The sequence below is a fragment of the Mycobacteroides abscessus ATCC 19977 genome, assembly GCF_000069185.1.
GTDB lineage: Bacteria > Actinomycetota > Actinomycetes > Mycobacteriales > Mycobacteriaceae > Mycobacterium > Mycobacterium abscessus.
Genome location: NC_010397.1, coordinates 4,308,715 through 4,324,833 on the forward strand (window position 1 = coordinate 4,308,715; position 16,119 = coordinate 4,324,833).

General features: G+C 65.7%; 16 protein-coding genes. 6 read left to right on the forward strand and 10 right to left on the reverse strand.

The genetic code is table 11. The features are described from left to right. Positions 1 to 35 precede the first annotated feature (35 nt). Positions 36 to 446, forward strand: a complete 411-nt coding sequence (locus MAB_RS21485; RefSeq protein WP_005112247.1) for a PPOX class F420-dependent oxidoreductase — start codon at positions 36 to 38, stop codon at positions 444 to 446. On the opposite strand, the gene MAB_RS21490 is transcribed toward MAB_RS21485, so the two are convergent. The 7 genes from MAB_RS21490 to MAB_RS21520 all read right to left on the reverse strand — a co-directional run bounded on the left by MAB_RS21490 (position 447) and on the right by MAB_RS21520 (position 8,014). Further along, positions 447 to 3,440, reverse strand: coding sequence for an MMPL/RND family transporter (locus tag MAB_RS21490; protein WP_005086426.1), 2,994 nt, complete (start codon positions 3,438 to 3,440; stop codon positions 447 to 449). A gap of 10 nt (positions 3,441 to 3,450) precedes the next feature. Next, positions 3,451 to 3,924, reverse strand: a complete 474-nt coding sequence (locus tag MAB_RS21495) for a hypothetical protein (RefSeq protein WP_005112248.1) — start codon at positions 3,922 to 3,924, stop codon at positions 3,451 to 3,453. 62 nt (positions 3,925 to 3,986) lie between these two features. After that, a complete protein-coding gene (locus MAB_RS21500) occupies positions 3,987 to 5,219 on the reverse strand; it encodes an O-succinylhomoserine sulfhydrylase (protein ID WP_005085756.1) in 1,233 nt (410 codons plus the stop codon). Further along, positions 5,216 to 5,641, reverse strand: a complete 426-nt coding sequence (locus tag MAB_RS21505; RefSeq protein ID WP_005078099.1) for a rhodanese-like domain-containing protein — start codon at positions 5,639 to 5,641, stop codon at positions 5,216 to 5,218. Before MAB_RS21505 ends, MAB_RS21500 begins: the two co-directional genes overlap by 4 nt. Positions 5,642 to 5,687: 46 nt before the next feature. Then, entirely contained in the window at positions 5,688 to 6,143 is a 456-nt protein-coding gene (locus MAB_RS21510) for an Rv0361 family membrane protein (protein WP_005085754.1), read from the reverse strand. Beyond that, positions 6,140 to 7,633: a formate-dependent phosphoribosylglycinamide formyltransferase gene (purT, locus tag MAB_RS21515; RefSeq protein ID WP_005085752.1), complete on the reverse strand. Its 1,494-nt coding sequence runs from the start codon at positions 7,631 to 7,633 to the stop codon at positions 6,140 to 6,142. The genes MAB_RS21510 and purT overlap by 4 nt, the downstream gene beginning before the upstream one ends. Positions 7,634 to 7,696: 63 nt before the next feature. Then, positions 7,697 to 8,014, reverse strand: a complete 318-nt coding sequence (locus MAB_RS21520; RefSeq protein WP_005112249.1) for a UBP-type zinc finger domain-containing protein — start codon at positions 8,012 to 8,014, stop codon at positions 7,697 to 7,699. 59 nt (positions 8,015 to 8,073) lie between these two features. Between MAB_RS21520 and MAB_RS21525 the strand changes: the two genes are divergently transcribed. Continuing rightward, positions 8,074 to 9,654 (forward strand): Na+/H+ antiporter, encoded by a 1,581-nt coding sequence (locus MAB_RS21525; protein WP_005085748.1) that lies wholly within the window; start codon positions 8,074 to 8,076, stop codon positions 9,652 to 9,654. A 129-nt stretch (positions 9,655 to 9,783) separates the two neighbouring features. Beyond that, complete coding sequence (locus tag MAB_RS21530; RefSeq protein WP_005085746.1) at positions 9,784 to 11,043, forward strand: SLC13 family permease; 1,260 nt, start codon at positions 9,784 to 9,786, stop codon at positions 11,041 to 11,043. A 35-nt stretch (positions 11,044 to 11,078) separates the two neighbouring features. Here MAB_RS21530 and MAB_RS21535 read toward each other — a convergent pair whose 3' ends face one another. Together MAB_RS21535 and MAB_RS21540 are read right to left on the reverse strand one after the other, a co-directional pair. Continuing rightward, entirely contained in the window at positions 11,079 to 11,750 is a 672-nt protein-coding gene (locus MAB_RS21535; RefSeq protein ID WP_005086432.1) for a PaaI family thioesterase, read from the reverse strand. After that, the gene (locus MAB_RS21540) at positions 11,747 to 13,042 is read right to left on the reverse strand and encodes an adenylosuccinate synthase (RefSeq protein ID WP_005085742.1); all 1,296 of its coding nucleotides are present in this window, start codon (positions 13,040 to 13,042) and stop codon (positions 11,747 to 11,749) included. Before MAB_RS21540 ends, MAB_RS21535 begins: the two co-directional genes overlap by 4 nt. 148 nt (positions 13,043 to 13,190) lie before the next feature. On the opposite strand from MAB_RS21540, the gene MAB_RS21545 reads away from it, so the two are divergent. Next, positions 13,191 to 13,862 carry a hypothetical protein gene (locus MAB_RS21545; RefSeq protein ID WP_005085739.1) on the forward strand — a complete coding sequence of 224 codons (672 nt, stop codon included), beginning with the start codon at positions 13,191 to 13,193 and terminating at the stop codon, positions 13,860 to 13,862. Positions 13,863 to 13,871: 9 nt separating this feature from the next. Next, entirely contained in the window at positions 13,872 to 14,636 is a 765-nt protein-coding gene (locus MAB_RS21550) for a site-2 protease family protein (protein WP_005112250.1), read from the forward strand. 103 nt (positions 14,637 to 14,739) lie between these two features. On the opposite strand, the gene MAB_RS21555 is transcribed toward MAB_RS21550, so the two are convergent. Continuing rightward, positions 14,740 to 15,159 (reverse strand): DUF3151 domain-containing protein, encoded by a 420-nt coding sequence (locus MAB_RS21555; protein WP_005071391.1) that lies wholly within the window; start codon positions 15,157 to 15,159, stop codon positions 14,740 to 14,742. 138 nt (positions 15,160 to 15,297) lie between these two features. On the opposite strand from MAB_RS21555, the gene MAB_RS21560 reads away from it, so the two are divergent. Next, a complete protein-coding gene (locus MAB_RS21560) occupies positions 15,298 to 16,086 on the forward strand; it encodes an Rv0361 family membrane protein (protein ID WP_005085732.1) in 789 nt (262 codons plus the stop codon). Positions 16,087 to 16,119 lie beyond the last annotated feature (33 nt).

Here is a 16,119-nt window from a genome sequence, read left to right on the forward strand (position 1 = left end):
CGTCATGTCGCCCGGGAAGCATCTGCGGTGCCGGAATGTTTGGATGGGGCATGGCAGAAATTCCCGCAGGCTTCGAAGATCTCCTGGAACAGCGACTCTACGGTCACCTGGCCACTGTCGGTGGTGACGGTGGCGCACAGTCAAGTCCCATGTGGTTCGACTGGGATGGGGAGCGAGTCCGGTTCACCCACACCAAGAAGCGGGCAAAGTTCCGCAACATCCAGTCCGAGCCGCGGGTCGCGTTCTCGATCCTGGACCCCACCAACCCGTACCGGTATCTGGAGGTGCGGGGCACCATCGATCAGATCGACGACGACCCCACCGGCTCCTTTATTCAGGAACTCGCCCACCTGTACCAGGCGCCGTGGGCTGGCACGAGCACCGGCGACGAGGCCGACCGGGTCATCCTGTATCTGCGGCCCACCAAGTTCGTGAGCCACGGCTAGTCATGCCTTCGACGGCCACCAACTGAGCTTGCCGAAGGCCTGCGCCAGCGTCGGCACCATCAGGGTTCTGACGACAAAGGTATCCAACAGGATGCCCACCCCAATGATGAATCCCATCTGCACCATCTGATTGACCGACCCGACCATCATGCCCAACAGGCTGGCGGCGAACACCAGCCCGGCCGAGGTAATCACCGACCCGGTCTGCCGCACGGTGCGGATAATGCCTACCCGCATGTTGCGGGCGCTCTCCTCACGCAGGCGAGAGATGAACAGCATGTTGTAGTCGGCCCCGACCGCCACGATGAGCACGAAAGTCATGGCCGGGACGGCCCAATCCAGTTGTTGGCCAAGAAGAACCTGAAACACCAACACGCCGATGCCCAGTGACGCGATATAGGTCAGCAGCACGGTGCCCAGTAGGTACAGCGGCGCCACCACGGCCCGTAGCAGCAGGCACATCACCAGGAAGATGATGAGCAACGTGACGACGATGATCTCCCGCAGATCGCTGTCGTAGGCCTTCTTCAGGTCCGCGTTGATGGCAGGGAATCCACCCACCGACACCTTGGCGCCGGCCAGCGCGGTATTGGGTGTGGCCTCGTTGCCGACGCGCTCCATATCGCGGCTCAGCTGCATCGCTTCTGGCCCATAGGGATTGAGCGGCGACTGAATCATATACATCGCGGTACGTCCGTCGTCCTGCAGAAACGCCGCACTGAGCTCCTTGAAACCCGGGTTCTGCAACATTGCCCCCGGCACGGAGAACCCTGATGCTGCAGCAGAATTAGAATTCTTGCCGATCCCTTGCAGGGTGGCGGCCGCCTCCCCCATCGACCGCACTGTGTCTTCCAGTTGAGTGTTCAGGTCACGTATCCGCACACCCATGTTCTTCACCGAGTTCAAGTCGACGCCCAGCCCCTGCAACTGCTGGAAGTAGCCCGCGATGCGCTCGAACTTGCGTTCCATCTCGGGCAACTTGGCCAATAGTCCGCGAATCTGCTTGAACTGACTATTCATATCGCCCAGCAGCTGGGTGATCGTCTTGCCGCCGGTGACCGCACGGACCGATTCGCGCAGACTTTCCACCGAGGACAGCGGCCCGGTGGTGCGCAGCTCGACGAGTTGGTCACGCAACGTCACGCAGTCGGGTTGTACCGGGCAGAAGGGGGATTCGGCCAGCGTCTGGGCCAGCGACGCCCCGGCGTCGAGCGCGGTGAAGGTGGCCTCCACCGAGGGACCCATCGTGGCCAGCTGATCCACCATGCCTGCCACCGTGCCCATCTGCGATATCAGCGACTGATACCGATCGAGCTGCCCTTCAAGCTCTTTGGCCATCGCCAACGTTTGAGGCATCATCTGTTGCAGCCGGGCCGGGTCTCCGTCGCCCAGCTCGTTGGTCATCGCCGACATGACGTCGGCGAGCTTGGACATCCGCTCCAACTGCGGCCGCAGGTCCGCGTTGACCTGACCACTCGTCTTGTCGATCTGGGTTCCCATATACCCGATCTGCCACGCCAAGGTGGCCTGAGTGAGCTTGTTCCCGTCGGGCCGGGTGATCCCCACGACCTTTCCCACCCCCTTGAGTTGGGAGATACGTTCGGCCATCTGGTCCAGATCGGCCAAGGCACGCGGATTGCGCAGATCGGAAGAGGCCTGGACCAAAAGGTATTGGGGCATTATCGAATTGGCGGGGAAATGCGCGTTGAGCGTCCGCATGCCCTGATTCGACTGGGCCGATTCCGGTAGTACCTTCGATATGTCGAAACTCGGTCGCATGAACGGCACGAAGGACGCGGCCGCCAACAGGATGACGGTCGCCACCCCGAAAAAGGGCCAGGGATGCCGCACGATGTTCACACCCATGCGGTGCCAATACACGTCGACCCGATCGGATCCGGGCAGTCCCAATCCTCGCTTGGCGGCCAGACTCAGCGTCGCCGGCAGCATCGTGGTGACCACGAAGAACGCGACGATCACCCCCATCGATACCGCGGGACCGGCCGCCGCAAGGAAGGCAAGGCGGGCGGTCAACTGCGCGATGTTCGCGATCGCCACCGTGGCCGCCGTCGCCAGGATGACGCGCGTCATCGAGCCACAGGCATGTGCCAGCGCATCCGGCGGCGACTCCCCCGCGCGTATGCGCTCGTGGTATCGACTCACGAGGAACACCGTGTAGTTCACGCTGGCCCCCATCAGCACGGCCATCATCAATCCGGCGGACACCGAGGACACCGGAACCAGCCCGCGCTCGGCGAGCCCGGCAATGACCCCGCGGGCGATGAGCAGACTCACTCCCATCACCAGCAGGGGCAGCATCGCGGTGAACCACGACCGGAACACCAACAACAGAATCAGCCCGATAACTACCACGGTCACCGCGCCGATCTTGGGAAGGTCGCCCAGGGCGGCGTTGCCCATATCGGTCACGGTCCCGGCCGCACCGGTGATGTTCGCCGTGGTGGCCGAGCCGGCGAAGGTCTGCTTCACCAAGTCATCCACGGAGCGAAATGCCCGCTGCGCCAGTGGAGTACCGAGGTCGCCGGCCAAGCCCGCCATCGCATACCAGGTGGTGCCGTCCTCGCTGAGAACCTGCTTACGAGCCACCGGATTGTTGCGCATTCGCGGGTCGCCCAGCTGGTCCTGGACAAAAGTGACGTACTCCGTGTTCCCCCGCAGCCGCTCGATCAACGCCGAATATCGAGCCTGCGCATCGGCGTCAAACCCCTTGTCACCGTGCATCACGATGATGACGGCATTGTCGATTCCGGGGCGGCCGAAGGCCTTTCCCATCTCCTTCATCGAGGCCAGCGCGGGACTCACCTCACCCGTCGGCAGCGGGCTGACCGAATGCTCATTGGCCACCCGCTCCAGCTGCGGCCAGGCGGTGTTGACCAGGACGCCGACCGCGAGCCAGGCCAGCACCACCAGTTTGGCGTGCTTGGCCACGAAGCGACCTGCCCGTTCGAACGCCGGACTGTATTGGTGCGACATCCTCGGCTCCTCAGATCAACGGCGGGAAGGCGACACTCGGCATGGCGGGCACACCGGTCATCGGCATCACCGTGTACCGCAGCGTGAACGTTCCGCCAAGGTCGTCGCCGACCACCAGCACGGTGTACTTGTTGTTGAGATACGCGTCCTGCCCCAGCACGGTTTGGTGCTCGAACCCCGCGTCGGTTAGGAGCTTGCCAGCGGCAGGCACCGCCGACGGGTCAACGCCGCTCACCGCCAGGGTCCGGGAATCACCCTGACCGTCTTGGCGATAGATGCCCTTGATGACCGGAATGTCGCGGGGAAAGTCCGCGGGCAGCGTGCTGACACCCGGTGGAGGCGGCGGAATGGGCGTGATCGGCGGATATGTGGTGCGCTCCACGGCGCCGCCCACGAAATCAGACATCGAACAGGCGGTGGCAGCAGCCGTCATGACCACTGCGGCAAACACCAGTACCGCGAAATGAACGCTTCGTTGCGTCATGACGGGATACTACAAAGGAACTTCCCGCAGTGCTAGCCCCTGCTAACTAAAGCTAGCCCGAGTTAGCCGAGCGCCCGTTCCAGGTCCGCGATGAGGTCGTCGGTGGACTCCAGCCCAACCGACAACCGCACCACGCCATCGGACAGCCCGATCGCCGCCCGGCCCTCCGGCCCCATGGCCCGGTGCGTGGTGGTAGCCGGGTGGGTGATGAGCGACTTGGAGTCGCCCAGGTTGTTCGAGATGTCGATGAGCGACGTCCCGTCGAGCACCTGAAAGGCCCGTTGCTTGCCCGCGTCGCCGTCGGCGTCGAGCTCGAAGGTCACCACGGTGCCGCCGCCACGCATCTGCCGCTTGGCCAGCTCGTACTGCGGATGCGTGCCCAAGAACGGGTAACGCACCCAGCGCACCGCCGGGTGCTGCTCCAGGAACTGCGCGATCTTGTAGGCGGAGTCATTGGCGTGACGCACCCGAAGATCCAGTGTTTCAAGGCCTTTCACAAGCGTCCAGGCATTGAAGGGGCTAAGTGCAGGTCCGGTGTGTCGCATCAGCGTCTTGACGGGACCCTCGATGTACTCGGTCTCACCCAGGATGGCGCCACCGAGCACCCGCCCCTGCCCGTCGATGTGCTTGGTGCCCGAGTAGACCACCACATCGGCTCCCAGCGGGATGCCCTGTTGCAGCAGCGGTGTCGCGAAGACGTTGTCCAGCACCACCTTTGCACCCGAGGCATGCGCCAGAGTGCACACCGCCTCGATGTCCACGAGCGATTGCATGGGATTGGAAGGGGTTTCAAAGAAGACGGCCTGCGTGGGAACCGACAGCGCCTCCTCCCATTGGGAGATGTCCTCGCCGTCCACGAACACGGTCTCCACACCCCAACGGGGCAGGATCTCGTTGCACACCACGAAACAGGACCCGAACAGGCTCCGGGCAGCGACCAGCCTGTCACCGGCACCGAGTAACGCACCCAGCGCGGTGAAGACGGCCGACATGCCCGTCGCCGTCGCGAATGCCGCCTCGGCACCCTCGATCAGCCGCAGCCGCTCCTCGAACATGGAGATCGTGGGGTTGCCGTAACGGGAGTACACATACCTATCGACCTCGCCGGTGAAGGCGCGTTCCGCAGCGGCCGCGCTCTCATAGACATACCCGGAGGTCAGGTACATCGCCTCGGCGGTCTCCTCGAATTCTGAGCGCAACAGTCCACCGCGCACGCCGATAGTCGCCTGGCTCACGCCGTCGGGCAGTGCCTTCGGAATCCGCACCGATGAGCCGCCGCTGGGAGTCTGAGTCATGACTGCCGCCACGGCAGGCCGATGGCGCGCCAACCGACACCGCCCCGGTGCCCGTTCTCGTCGAGGTTGCCCTCGAATCCGTCAAGCACGTTGTAGGACGGCGTGATTCCCGCCTCGGTGGCCAGTTCGGCCGAGCCGATCGATCGGTTTCCGGACCGGCACAGGAAGATCACCGGACGATCATCGCCTTGGGAGGGCCCGGTGACCCCGGCAGCCGCCAATTCTTCAAGGAACTCGCCGTTGCGTTCACCGGTGGAGCGCACCCACTCGACGTACACGACATCGCGGCCGAGCTCGGTGAGGTCGGGCACCCCGACCCACTTCCACTCCGCTGACGTGCGCACATCGACCAGCACGGCTTCCGGGTTTTCCTTCAGCAGCGCCCACGCCGCCTCCGGGGTGATATCTCCTGCGTAGCCCACGAAGAGCCAGTCTATTGGTTGTGATGAGCCGCTTGCGCGAAGACCGTCAGTACTGACTGCACACCCTCCACGACCCGTCTTCCTTGACGAAGGAGACGTCCGCAGTGAGCTTGTTGTTCTCGGATTTCATGTAGTGATACGTCACCGAGGCGGTGGCGGTATCGGCGCCGATCTTGACATCTTTCACGTCGTCTATGAAGCGATTCCCGTGCGCTGTCTCGGATTTTTCCTGTGCGGCAAGAACATTCTGCTCCGGCGTGACGATGGCGCGGCATGTCGCCTTCAGATAGTCCGCGTAGGCGTGGCGCTGCAACGCATCGTTCTGCGCGACAACAGCCCTGCCCACGCGACCTTCCGGGGTGAGGCCGTCGCCCGACCGGAAGAACGTCGATACCGCGATAGCGATCACCACGATTCCAAAGATCACCGCGCCGGCGACAAACGGGCCGATACTGCCGCGGTCTTCGGAGCCGCCGTCCGGCGCCTCGTCCTGCCCGGTCACCGCAGGTGCCTGGCAACCTGCTGCGCGCGGTTCAGCGCCAAGGCGGTGTTGGGGGCCGTCGCCAGTGCCACCGCCACCCGGCGGCGGCGATGCGCCTCCGTATGCCCGAACACCCGAAGGTCGCTCTCCGGTGTCTGTAGTGCCTGGTCGAGCTGTCGTGGCGAGGGGCCGTCTCCGTCGCCATAGACCACTTCGGCGGCCGCCGGCGACACCAAGATGGTGTCGACGGGTGCTCCCAGGACAGCGCGGGCGTGCATGTCGTATTCCGACAGCCGCTGGGACCGCACGGTCACCAGCCCGGAGTCATAGGGCCGTGCACTCACATCGCAGAAGTAGACCTCGTCGCCACGGACAAACAGCTCGACACCGTAAACGCCGTGCCCACCAAGCGCATTGACGGCACGGGCGGCGATCGATCGCGCTAGCTCCAGGGCCGCCTGACTCAACGGCTGCGGCTGCCACATCTGCATCGCATCGGTCCCGCTCTGCCGGTGCGCGATGGGCTCGCAGAAGTACAGCCTGGTAGCGCCGCCGATTCCGGCGGTGCGCACCGTCAGCAGCGTGATCTCGTAGTCGATATCTACCGCGGTTTCCACCATCACCCGCTGGCCGCCGCCGATATTGGCCGCGATGGCCTGTTCCCAGGCCGGTGTGACGTCACCGTCGCGCAGCACCACGGACTGGCCTTGGCCGTACGCCGCCGCCACCGGGCGCACCACCGCCGGGAACCCCGACGTCTCCAGCACCGTGCGTAGCTCTTCGACCGAGTTGGCAAACCAGTAGGTGGGGGTGGGCAAGCCGAGTTCCTCGGCCGCCATCCGCCGCATCCCCTCACGATCACCGGCGAGCCGAACGGCCTTGGCGGTGGGAATCACCTGCGTGACCTCGCCCTCGGCCAGCTTGTCCAGCGCCTCACGCGACGCCGCCTCGACCAATGGCACCACGAACCGGGGACGTTCCTTTTCGATGAGCTCGTACAGGCGCTCTGATTCACCGATGGGCGCCAGCACGGCACGATCCGCCACCCCCTGCGCCGGTCCGCCCTTTCCGGTGTCCACCACGATGACCTCGGCACCCAGCCGCTGGAACGAGATGGCCAGCTCCTTGGCCAACTCACCCGATCCGAGCAGCATGACGGTGGTGCGGTTCCCGGCCGGGGGCTCTGCCTCGTCGGCCGGCAGGTCCGCGGGCGCTGGGGCCTCCGGAGGCTGCGGAACAGCCTGCCCGGTCCGATCCTCGGTGTGGCCTTCGGCGAGGTCCGCGACGGCCTCCGGTGCGGGCGCTCCGGCCTCGACGGTCTTCCCGACGGCTTCCACGGGCGTGGCGGCCTTGGCGGTCTTGGAACCGGACTTGGCGCCGTTGGTGGCCCGTACCGCCTCTTCGGTCACGGGCGCCGCCGCTGCGGGCACGGGCTCGACGATGTCTGCTGACGTCGCCGTCCCCTGCTCGCTGGGGGGCGAACCCTCCTGCGTCACCACGATGCCGTTCACGCCTTCCGGTCGGTCTGCAAGCCCTATTGGACCGTGCCTAGCGTGCCAGATTGCCACATATCCTCAACCGAGAGTGCTGTGGACGTAGCACCAGCGCCAGTCCTCACCCGGCTCGTGTGAGCGCATCACCGGGTGCCCGGTGGCATGAAAATGTGCGGTGGCGTGCTGGTGGGGGCTGGAATCGCAGCAGCTGACCCGACCGCACCGCAGGCACATCCGCAGGTGCGCCCACACGTGCTCACCCAGAGCCGCACAATCCTCGCATGCGCCGGGGGTACGCGGCCGTGGGTCTTGCCCGGCGGCCGCGGCCAGCTCCGGACAAAGACCCGAGTCGGGTGCCGGGGCGGGCCCGGATGATCCACGCCGAAACAGCCGCTTCATATCTGTCCTCTCGCATGCCCACGTGGATGCTCCAACCGCTCTGCGCACAGAATACGAACGTGAACGTTTCATTGTTGGCGGTACTCACGGCCGCGCTGGTTCTGGCCGCGATTTCCCGCCGATTCGGACTTGCTACCCCGTTGGTACTGGTCGTAACCGGTTTGGCAGCCACCGCCATCCCAGGTTTGCCGTCCATCGAGATGGATCCGGACCTTGTGCTGTTCGTGATCCTGCCCCCGCTGCTCTACACGACGGCGCTGGAAAGCTCGTACGTCAACCTGCGCAAGAACGTCAGGGCGGTCGCCAGCCTCGCGGTGCTGCTTCCGCTGGTTACCACCGTCGCAGTGGGCTTCGTGGCGTTCTACGCGGTACCCGAGCTGCCCCTGGCCGGTGCGATGGTGCTCGGCGCCATCGTGGCCCCACCGGACGCGGTTTCGGCCACCGCCATTGGCCGGCGCCTGGGCCTGCCGCGCAACATCATGACGCTGCTGGGCGGCGAGAGTCTGCTCAACGACGCCACCGCGCTCACCGCCTACCGGGTTGCTATCGCCGCGGCGATCGGGCTGGGTGCCACCGTGGCCGACGGGTTCAGGATTTTCGCGCTCGCGGCCGTCGGTGGGGTGTTCGTCGGATTTGTCATCGGCAAACTGGTGAACATCATCCGCTGCAAGCTCGACGATCCACTCTCCGAGAGCGCCATCGGTCTGGTGGTGCCGTTCTTCGCCTACCTGCTGGCCGAGGAGATTCACGGTTCCGGCGTGATCGCCGTGGTGGTCGCGGGTCTGATGCTGGGACACCGTTCGGTACACGCGGGTTACGCCACCCGGCTGCAGGACGACGCGGTGTGGAAGGCCGTGCAGCTGCTGCTCGAATCCTTCGCGTTCCTGCTCATCGGATTGCAGTTGCCCAAGGTCGTGGCGGGCCTGCGCGGACTGTCCTTCAACACCATCGTGCTGTCCTCCGTAGCGGTTTTGACCACGGTGATCGTGGTCCGCATCGTGTTCGTCTTCGCGTTCGCCTACCTGCGGCCGCCGGGCCAGCGTCCCTCGGCGCGGGGAGTTTTCGTGGTGGCGTGGGCCGGTATGCGCGGCGTGGTGTCGCTGGCGATGGCCTTCGCGGTTCCGCTCAGCACGGTCACCGGCGAACCACTGCCGGGGCATCCGCACATCGTGTTCCTTACCTTTGTCGTTGTCGTGGGAACCCTGCTGCTGCACGGCCTTACGTTGCCGTGGGTGATTCGTGTGCTCGGCGTGCAGAGTGACGACGAACGCAAGGATGCCCTGGCCGAAGCCGCCGCCCAGGACAAGGCCGCCCGCGCGGCCGCCGACCGGCTGGAAGAACTGCTTGACGACAACGACGGCATCGAGGACACCAATGTCCGCAGCCGCGCCGCGGAAATCTTGCGGCACTGGAACACCCGCCGTCGCAACGCGGCCTGGGAGCGTCTCGGACGCAGCGATGAGGACGCCGGCGAAAGCCCGATGGCCGCGTTCCGGAACCTGCGGCTGGAGATGCTGGAAACCGAACGAGCGGTGTTCATCGCCGAACGCGACGCCGGCAATATCGACGACGAAGTGCTGCGCACCGTGTTGCGCGGCCTGGACCTCGAAGAGGCCACCATGAACCAGGCCGACCGCTAACGCCAGCCGGGCATCGGCGCGGCCGCCGTTGCCAGCTACCTGCCAGATGTAACGGGTACGGTGGCAGCTCGCAGCCATGTCCCGTTGCCGGTCGCAGGCCGTGCCCGTACGTTCCGGAAGGTCACCTCAGTGTCTGCCGCCCAAATTCTTTCGCTCATCATGTTGGTCGTCGTGTTGGCGGCCGCGATCTGGCGACGGATGAACATCGGGGTGCTGGCACTGGGTGCCGCGTTGCCCGTCCTTGCGCTCTCGGGTCTGGACGCCAAGGCGATGTACACGACATTTCCGGGCGACATCTTCGCACTGATCGTCGGTGTCTCACTGTTGTTCGCACACCTGGAACGCAGCGGCACCCTGAGCTGGTTCGTGGAATTGGTGTACGGGGCCGTCGGCGATCGTCACGTCTTGCTGCCGTGGGCAGGCTTCCTCGTCGGCGCCATCCTGTCCACGGCCGGCGCCTTCTCAACGGCCGTCATCGCATTCCTGGTGCCCCTGGTGGCACACGTCGCCGTGCGGTACCGCAGCAGCTTCTATCTGTGCGAACTGGGCGTGGTGATCGGGGCCAACAGCGCCGGCCTCTCCCCGCTGAACCCGACGGGTGCGGTCGTGCGCGCCGCCGCCACCAAATTTCACGTCGACTATCCGGGATGGGCGCTGTGGGCCGTCTCCATGGTGGTCGCGGCCCTGGTGGTGCTGTGCCTGCAACTGCTCGACGCGTTTCGGCGCCGCCGCGGCGGGGGCTTCGACCTCACCCCGGCGCCCGCCGCTGCCACGGAAACCGATGCGGCCGAAAGTCCTTCGCTTCGGTACGCCTGGTGCGCGGGCCTGGCACTGCTGACCTTCGTGCTACTCGTGGTGGTCGTCAAAACCGATGTCGGGGTGACCGCGATTGCGCTGGCCGCGCTCATGCAGATCGCGTTCCATCCGCACGAGCGGTCGCTGCTCGCGCGGATTCCATGGCCCAGCATCCTGCTGCTGTGCGGCCTGCTCACCTACCTCGGACTGATGCAAAAGATCGGAACCATCGATTCGATCGCGAGCGTCTTGCACCGCCTCGGCACGGGTGCGGTGCTCATCCTCGTCCTCGCCTATCTGACTGCGCTGTTGTGCAACATCGAGAGCTCGACACTCGGAGTTCTCGGGCTGATGATGCCGATCGTGTTTTCCACCTTCACCGAACCGGCCCAGATGTTCTGGGTGGTATGCGCCGTCTGCGTGCCCGCGGCCTTGATGGTGATGAACCCGATTCACGTGGCGGGCACCCTCATCATCGGCAACAGCGCGGCCGACGAACAGGACAACCTGTTCCGCAGGCTGCTGGCCCTCGCGGGCAGCCTGGCGCTGGTGGTGCCCGGGCTGCTGTCGATCGTGCCCATCGCGCTCGCCTGAGAGGGGCTTGTGCGCGATCCCGATCGCCTGGCCGGCTAGGGCTGGCCGGGCAGCAGCTGGACCATCAGCCCGTTGGCATCGGCCAGCACCACGCCATGCGCGTCGCACAGCTCCGCCGAGACAAAGGCCTTGCGCCGATCCACCTCGTCGATGCGGCTGCTCGCGGTCAGCGGCACGCCCACCGGCACCACCTGTCGATAGTTGACGTGCAGGAAGGCGGTGCGGCTGATGGTGCGGCCCGCCATGATCACCGTCATGCCAAAGAGGTGGTCGAACAGCAACGGCAGGATGCCACCGTGCACGGCGCCGTTACCGCCCAGGTAGAACCGCGGGAAGTCACCGTGGGCCTCGATACCGTCCGGGCCAGCCTTGTCGATGAACCAGGGGGGCAGCAGCAGATGTCCGTTGGCGGGCTCGTCGGCGACCCGGTTGGCGGGGCCCACGCCCTCCGGGGCCTCGAAGGGGTCCATGAGCTCGACGAGCTTCTCGGTGAGGTCGGCCGCCTCATCCCAGCGCGGATCGTCCATATCGGCGGACACCGCAAGATCCTGCAACCGGCGCATGGCCGTCAGGAAACGGCCGAACCCCGGCCCCACCGAGGACGGCGAGTACTGCGGGAACCCTCCACTGTGCTCGCCGTCGATCTCACGGATTGCCCGATTCATCTCTTCGTGCAGTGCGGCGAGTCTGTCCCCATCGGCAGTCATGACCGCGAGAGTATGTCCCGCCTCACGATCGTTTGATCCCGGCCCGGCCCGACGCCAATGCACGACATCGGCGCACCGGCGAGCTCCTCGAGACGCAGCACGTAATCCTGCGCCTTGGCAGGCAGGTCCTCGAACTGGCGCGCACCCGAGATGTCCTCCCACCAACCCGGGAGCTCTTCGTAAACCGGTGTGGCGCGGTAGATCTCGCTCTGGGTCATCGGCATTTCGTTGGTGCGCTTGCCGTCCACCTCGTAGCCGACACAGATCGGTACTGTCTGCAAGCTGGACAGCACGTCCAGTTTCGTCAGGAAGTAGTCGGTGATGCCGTTGACCCGGGTCGCGTAGCGCGCGATGACGGCGTCAAACCAGCCGCAGCGCCGGGCGCGGCCGGTGGTGACGCCCACCTCGCCACCGGTCTTGGCCAGGTACGCGCCGTGTTCGTCGAACAACTCGGTGGGGAACGGGCCAGAACCAACCCGTGTGGTGTAGGCCTTGAGGATCCCCAGCACTGTGGTGATCCGGGTGGGGCCGATACCGGATCCCACCGACGCGCCACCGGCAGTCGGATTCGAGGACGTCACAAAGGGATACGTGCCGTGATCGACGTCGAGCAGCGTGCCCTGAGAGCCCTCCAACAGCACCGTCTCGCCGCGCTCGAGCGCCTGATTGAGCTGTAGGCGGGCATCGGCGATGCGGTGCTTGAATCCCTCGGCCTGTTCGAGCACCCCATCGACAACCTGATCCGGGTCCAGCGCCTTGCGGTTATAGATCTTGACCAGCACCTGGTTCTTGAATTCCAGTGCGGCATGCACCTTCTGGCGCAGCGATTCCTCGTCCAGGACGTCGGCGACCCGGATCCCGATGCGCGCCACCTTGTCCTGATAGCAGGGCCCGATACCGCGGCCGGTGGTGCCAATCTTCTTAGATCCCAAATATCTTTCGGTCACCTTGTCGATTGCGACGTGGTACGGCATCAACAGATGCGCATCCGCGGACAGGATGAGGCCCGAGGTGTCGATCCCCCGCTCCTCCAGGCCCGCGAGTTCGGTCAGCAGCACGCCGGGATCGACGACGACACCGTTGCCGATGACGTTCGTCACCCCCGGGGTGAGGATGCCCGACGGGATCAGATGCAGGGCGAAATTCTCCCCGTTGGGTAACACCACAGTGTGTCCGGCGTTGTTACCGCCTTGGTAGCGGACTACCCATTGAACCGAGCCACCGAGCAGGTCGGTCGCCTTGCCTTTCCCCTCGTCGCCCCATTGAGCTCCGATCAGGACTATTGCCGGCATGTGCGTTCTCTGCGCTTCCCTGTTGGCAGCCCCCACCGCGGGCCATCGCGGCGCAGCGCTGCGCGTGCAAAATGTTGTTCAGCCGGTGAGCCACTGTATCGCAGGCCACGGGCTTTGTACGTATTCGGACCGACGAAGGAGGTCGCTGGTGAGTACCCCGAGCGTCACCGAAACGGCGGCGGCGCGGGTTTTGCTGTTCGGCACCCGCCGACTGCCCCGCATTCTGCGTGACCTCCCCGTGGACCGGGTGGACGGATCCGGTGCGGTGCGCGCGCTCGTCGACGCGCTGCCGGACGGGCCGGCGCGGTTCATCGTGGTGGGCGGCGATGGCGATCTAGGGCAAGTCCTGACGCGACTGATGCGCGCCGAGAGACTGGATGTGGAACTGGGTTTCGTGCCGGATCGGCCGTCGCGCGCGCGGCGGATCTACCGGATCGGGTTCGGCGCGGCACGGCGGGCGCGCAGGGGACGTGCGCAGCGGGTACCGCTCATCCGGGACGACACCGGCACCGCTCTTGCCGGGCGCGCATCGTGGCAGAGCAGCGACGGCACCCCGGTCACCGGCGAGGCAACCGTCGACGACACCCTGCTGTTCGACGGCGCCGCGCTGGTCGACGTCGAACCCACCGAATCCATGCCGGGCCTACGAGCCTCGGTGCGCGGCCGGACACGGCTCCTTCCCCGTCGCTGGGTCACCGGACGGGCCGCTCAGCTGGGCACCGTGGGCGCCGTCGTCGTCCGGGACGGCGTCGCGGGCCCCCGCCCGGTCACCCGATCCACGTTCTATCGGCATCAGCAGAGCTGGTTGCTTGTCCGGTAGCTTCTTGCCGTGAACGTGAAGCAGTCGGTCCGCCCCAGCCCGGTCTTCCTGGTGCTCGTCGCGCTCACCGTTGCCGGGGCGGTGTTCGCTTGGCTGGGCGGTGATTCGACCGAACCATTGGCCCGCGGCGGGGTGTTCGTCTTCGTGTTTGCCGGCTGGATCGTGTCGCTGTGCCTCCATGAGTTCGGCCATGCGTACACCGCGTGGCGCTTCGGCGATACCCAAGCGCGCGGCTATCTGACGTTGAACCCGCTGCAATACACCGATCCGGTGCTGTCCATAGCGCTGCCGCTGGTATTCATCGCGCTCGGCGGTATCGGACTTCCCGGTGGTGCGGTGTACGTGCACACCGCAGGCATGACCAACCGGCAGCGCACCATCGTGAGCCTCGCGGGCCCCACCGCGAATGCGATCCTCGCGGTGCTAATCCTCGGGACGACAGCTCTTTTCGCCGATCGCGAGCACGTCGTGTTCTGGGCCGCCATGGCCTATCTCGGATTTCTTCAGGTGACCGCCGTGGTGCTCAACCTGCTGCCAGTGCCGGGTCTGGACGGCTACGGCGCGCTCGAACCCCATCTGAGTCCGAACACGCAGCGCACGCTCGGCAACGCCAAGACGTTCGGCTTCCTCATCCTGTTCGCACTGCTGATGTCGCCGCCGGTCAACCGGGCATTCTTCGGCGCGGTGTATTGGATCGTGGCCTACCTCGGCGTCGACCCCGCCCTGGCCCAGATCGGCGGCTGGCTGTTCCGTTTCTGGAGCAAGCTGCTCTAGCCGCACTATCTCACCGCGTCGACACGCCGCCTGGTGGCGGGTTCGTATCGCACATTGCCGCCGTAACACGGCATGTCGACGGGACGTTCGGCGGGACGTGGAGTCAGGCAGGAAGCAAGGCGGGGCGCGCGGCCGGATCGCAATCGTCGAGCAGGTCGCAGCACCGCGCGTACTCGTGGTCCTCACCGATCAGCTTGGCGGCACGCGCCAGTGCCGCCACCGCACGCAGGAAGCCGCGATTGGGCTCATGCGAATACGGCACCGGGCCGAAGCCCTTCCACCCGTTTCGCCGCAACTGGTCCAGGCCCCGGTGATAGCCGGTGCGTGCGAATGCGTAGGCGGTCACGATGCTGGCGATGGATCCGTCGTCGTCCAGCGCGTTCTCGGCCAGCTCAGCCCAGGCGATCGACGCCGCGGGGTACGCCGCCGCTACCGCGGCCGGGTCCTGCCCGTTGAGCAGGGCCGATTCGGCATCGTCATCTCCGGGCAGCAGCACCGGCTCGGGCCCCAGCAGATCATGCATTGGACATCAGGGAGAACTCATCGGAAAGACTCATGGAAACCATTCTGACGCGAACCGCCTCCCGAGATCGCGATAGGGTGGGCGCGGTCGATCGCGCCTGCGCGAAAGAGCGCTAAGCACGGATAAGGAACGAAACGCATGGCGAACCCCACCGGTGGAAACTCCGAGGCCAAGCCCGACGCACGAGGCGAGGAGCCTACGGAGTCCGCCGAGCAGCCGGAAGGCGCCGCGAATGCCCCGGAGGTGTCCGATACCGAGGACAACACAGACACCGGTCCGGTCCCCCCGCTCGACGACGCCCAGACCGTCGTGATGGCTCCGGCCAAGCCCGACGTTCCGCGCTACACGGCACCGGGCTTTGACGCCAACAAGACCGAGATGATCGACCCGGTCGGCGACGATCCCAAGACCGAATTCATCCAGCCGCTGGCGACCCAGGCACGGCCGAAGGCCGCTACCCCCGAGACGATCGCACCCCGTAAGGAAGAGAAGCGCAGCTGGGGCTGGGTCATCGCGCTGGCACTCGTCGTCGCCGCGCTGGCGGCGGTGATCGTGCTGGCAGCCGTGATCATCTCTCGGACCAGCACACCGAAGGCATCGCAAGAAGAGCTGGTACGCAACAGCATTCAGAACTACGACAACGCCATCCAGACCGGAAACCTGGCCGCTCTGCGCACTATCACGTGCGGCGAGACCCGTGACGGCTACGTGCGCTACCCCGACGGCGAATGGTCGCAGACATACCAGAAGGTGGCCGCGGCCAAACAGTATCCGGTGGTGGCCAGCATCGACGAGGTCGTCGTCAATGGCGAGCACGCCGAGGCCAACGTCACGTCGTTCATGGCGTTCGCGCCGCAGACTCGGTCATCGCGGAGCTTTGATCTGCAGTTCCGCGATAACCAGTGGAAGATCTGTCAGTCGGATTAACTCCGCCTCCCCCGAGTGCGAGCGGTGATGCTC

Coding starts and splice junctions, on each gene's coding strand:
- MAB_RS21535 (WP_005086432.1), bottom strand. CDS start 11,750: ATGACTGCCGATGGGGACAGACTCGCCGCACTGCACGAAGAGATGAAT.
- MAB_RS21500 (WP_005085756.1), bottom strand. CDS start 5,219: ATGACTCAGACTCCCAGCGGCGGCTCATCGGTGCGGATTCCGAAGGCA.
- MAB_RS21555 (WP_005071391.1), bottom strand. CDS start 15,159: ATGCATGATCTGCTGGGGCCCGAGCCGGTGCTGCTGCCCGGAGATGAC.
- MAB_RS21560 (WP_005085732.1), top strand. CDS start 15,298: ATGGCGAACCCCACCGGTGGAAACTCCGAGGCCAAGCCCGACGCACGA.
- MAB_RS21495 (WP_005112248.1), bottom strand. CDS start 3,924: ATGACGCAACGAAGCGTTCATTTCGCGGTACTGGTGTTTGCCGCAGTG.
- MAB_RS21540 (WP_005085742.1), bottom strand. CDS start 13,042: ATGCCGGCAATAGTCCTGATCGGAGCTCAATGGGGCGACGAGGGGAAA.
- MAB_RS21490 (WP_005086426.1), bottom strand. CDS start 3,440: ATGTCGCACCAATACAGTCCGGCGTTCGAACGGGCAGGTCGCTTCGTG.
- MAB_RS21520 (WP_005112249.1), bottom strand. CDS start 8,014: ATGAAGCGGCTGTTTCGGCGTGGATCATCCGGGCCCGCCCCGGCACCC.
- MAB_RS21485 (WP_005112247.1), top strand. CDS start 36: ATGTTTGGATGGGGCATGGCAGAAATTCCCGCAGGCTTCGAAGATCTC.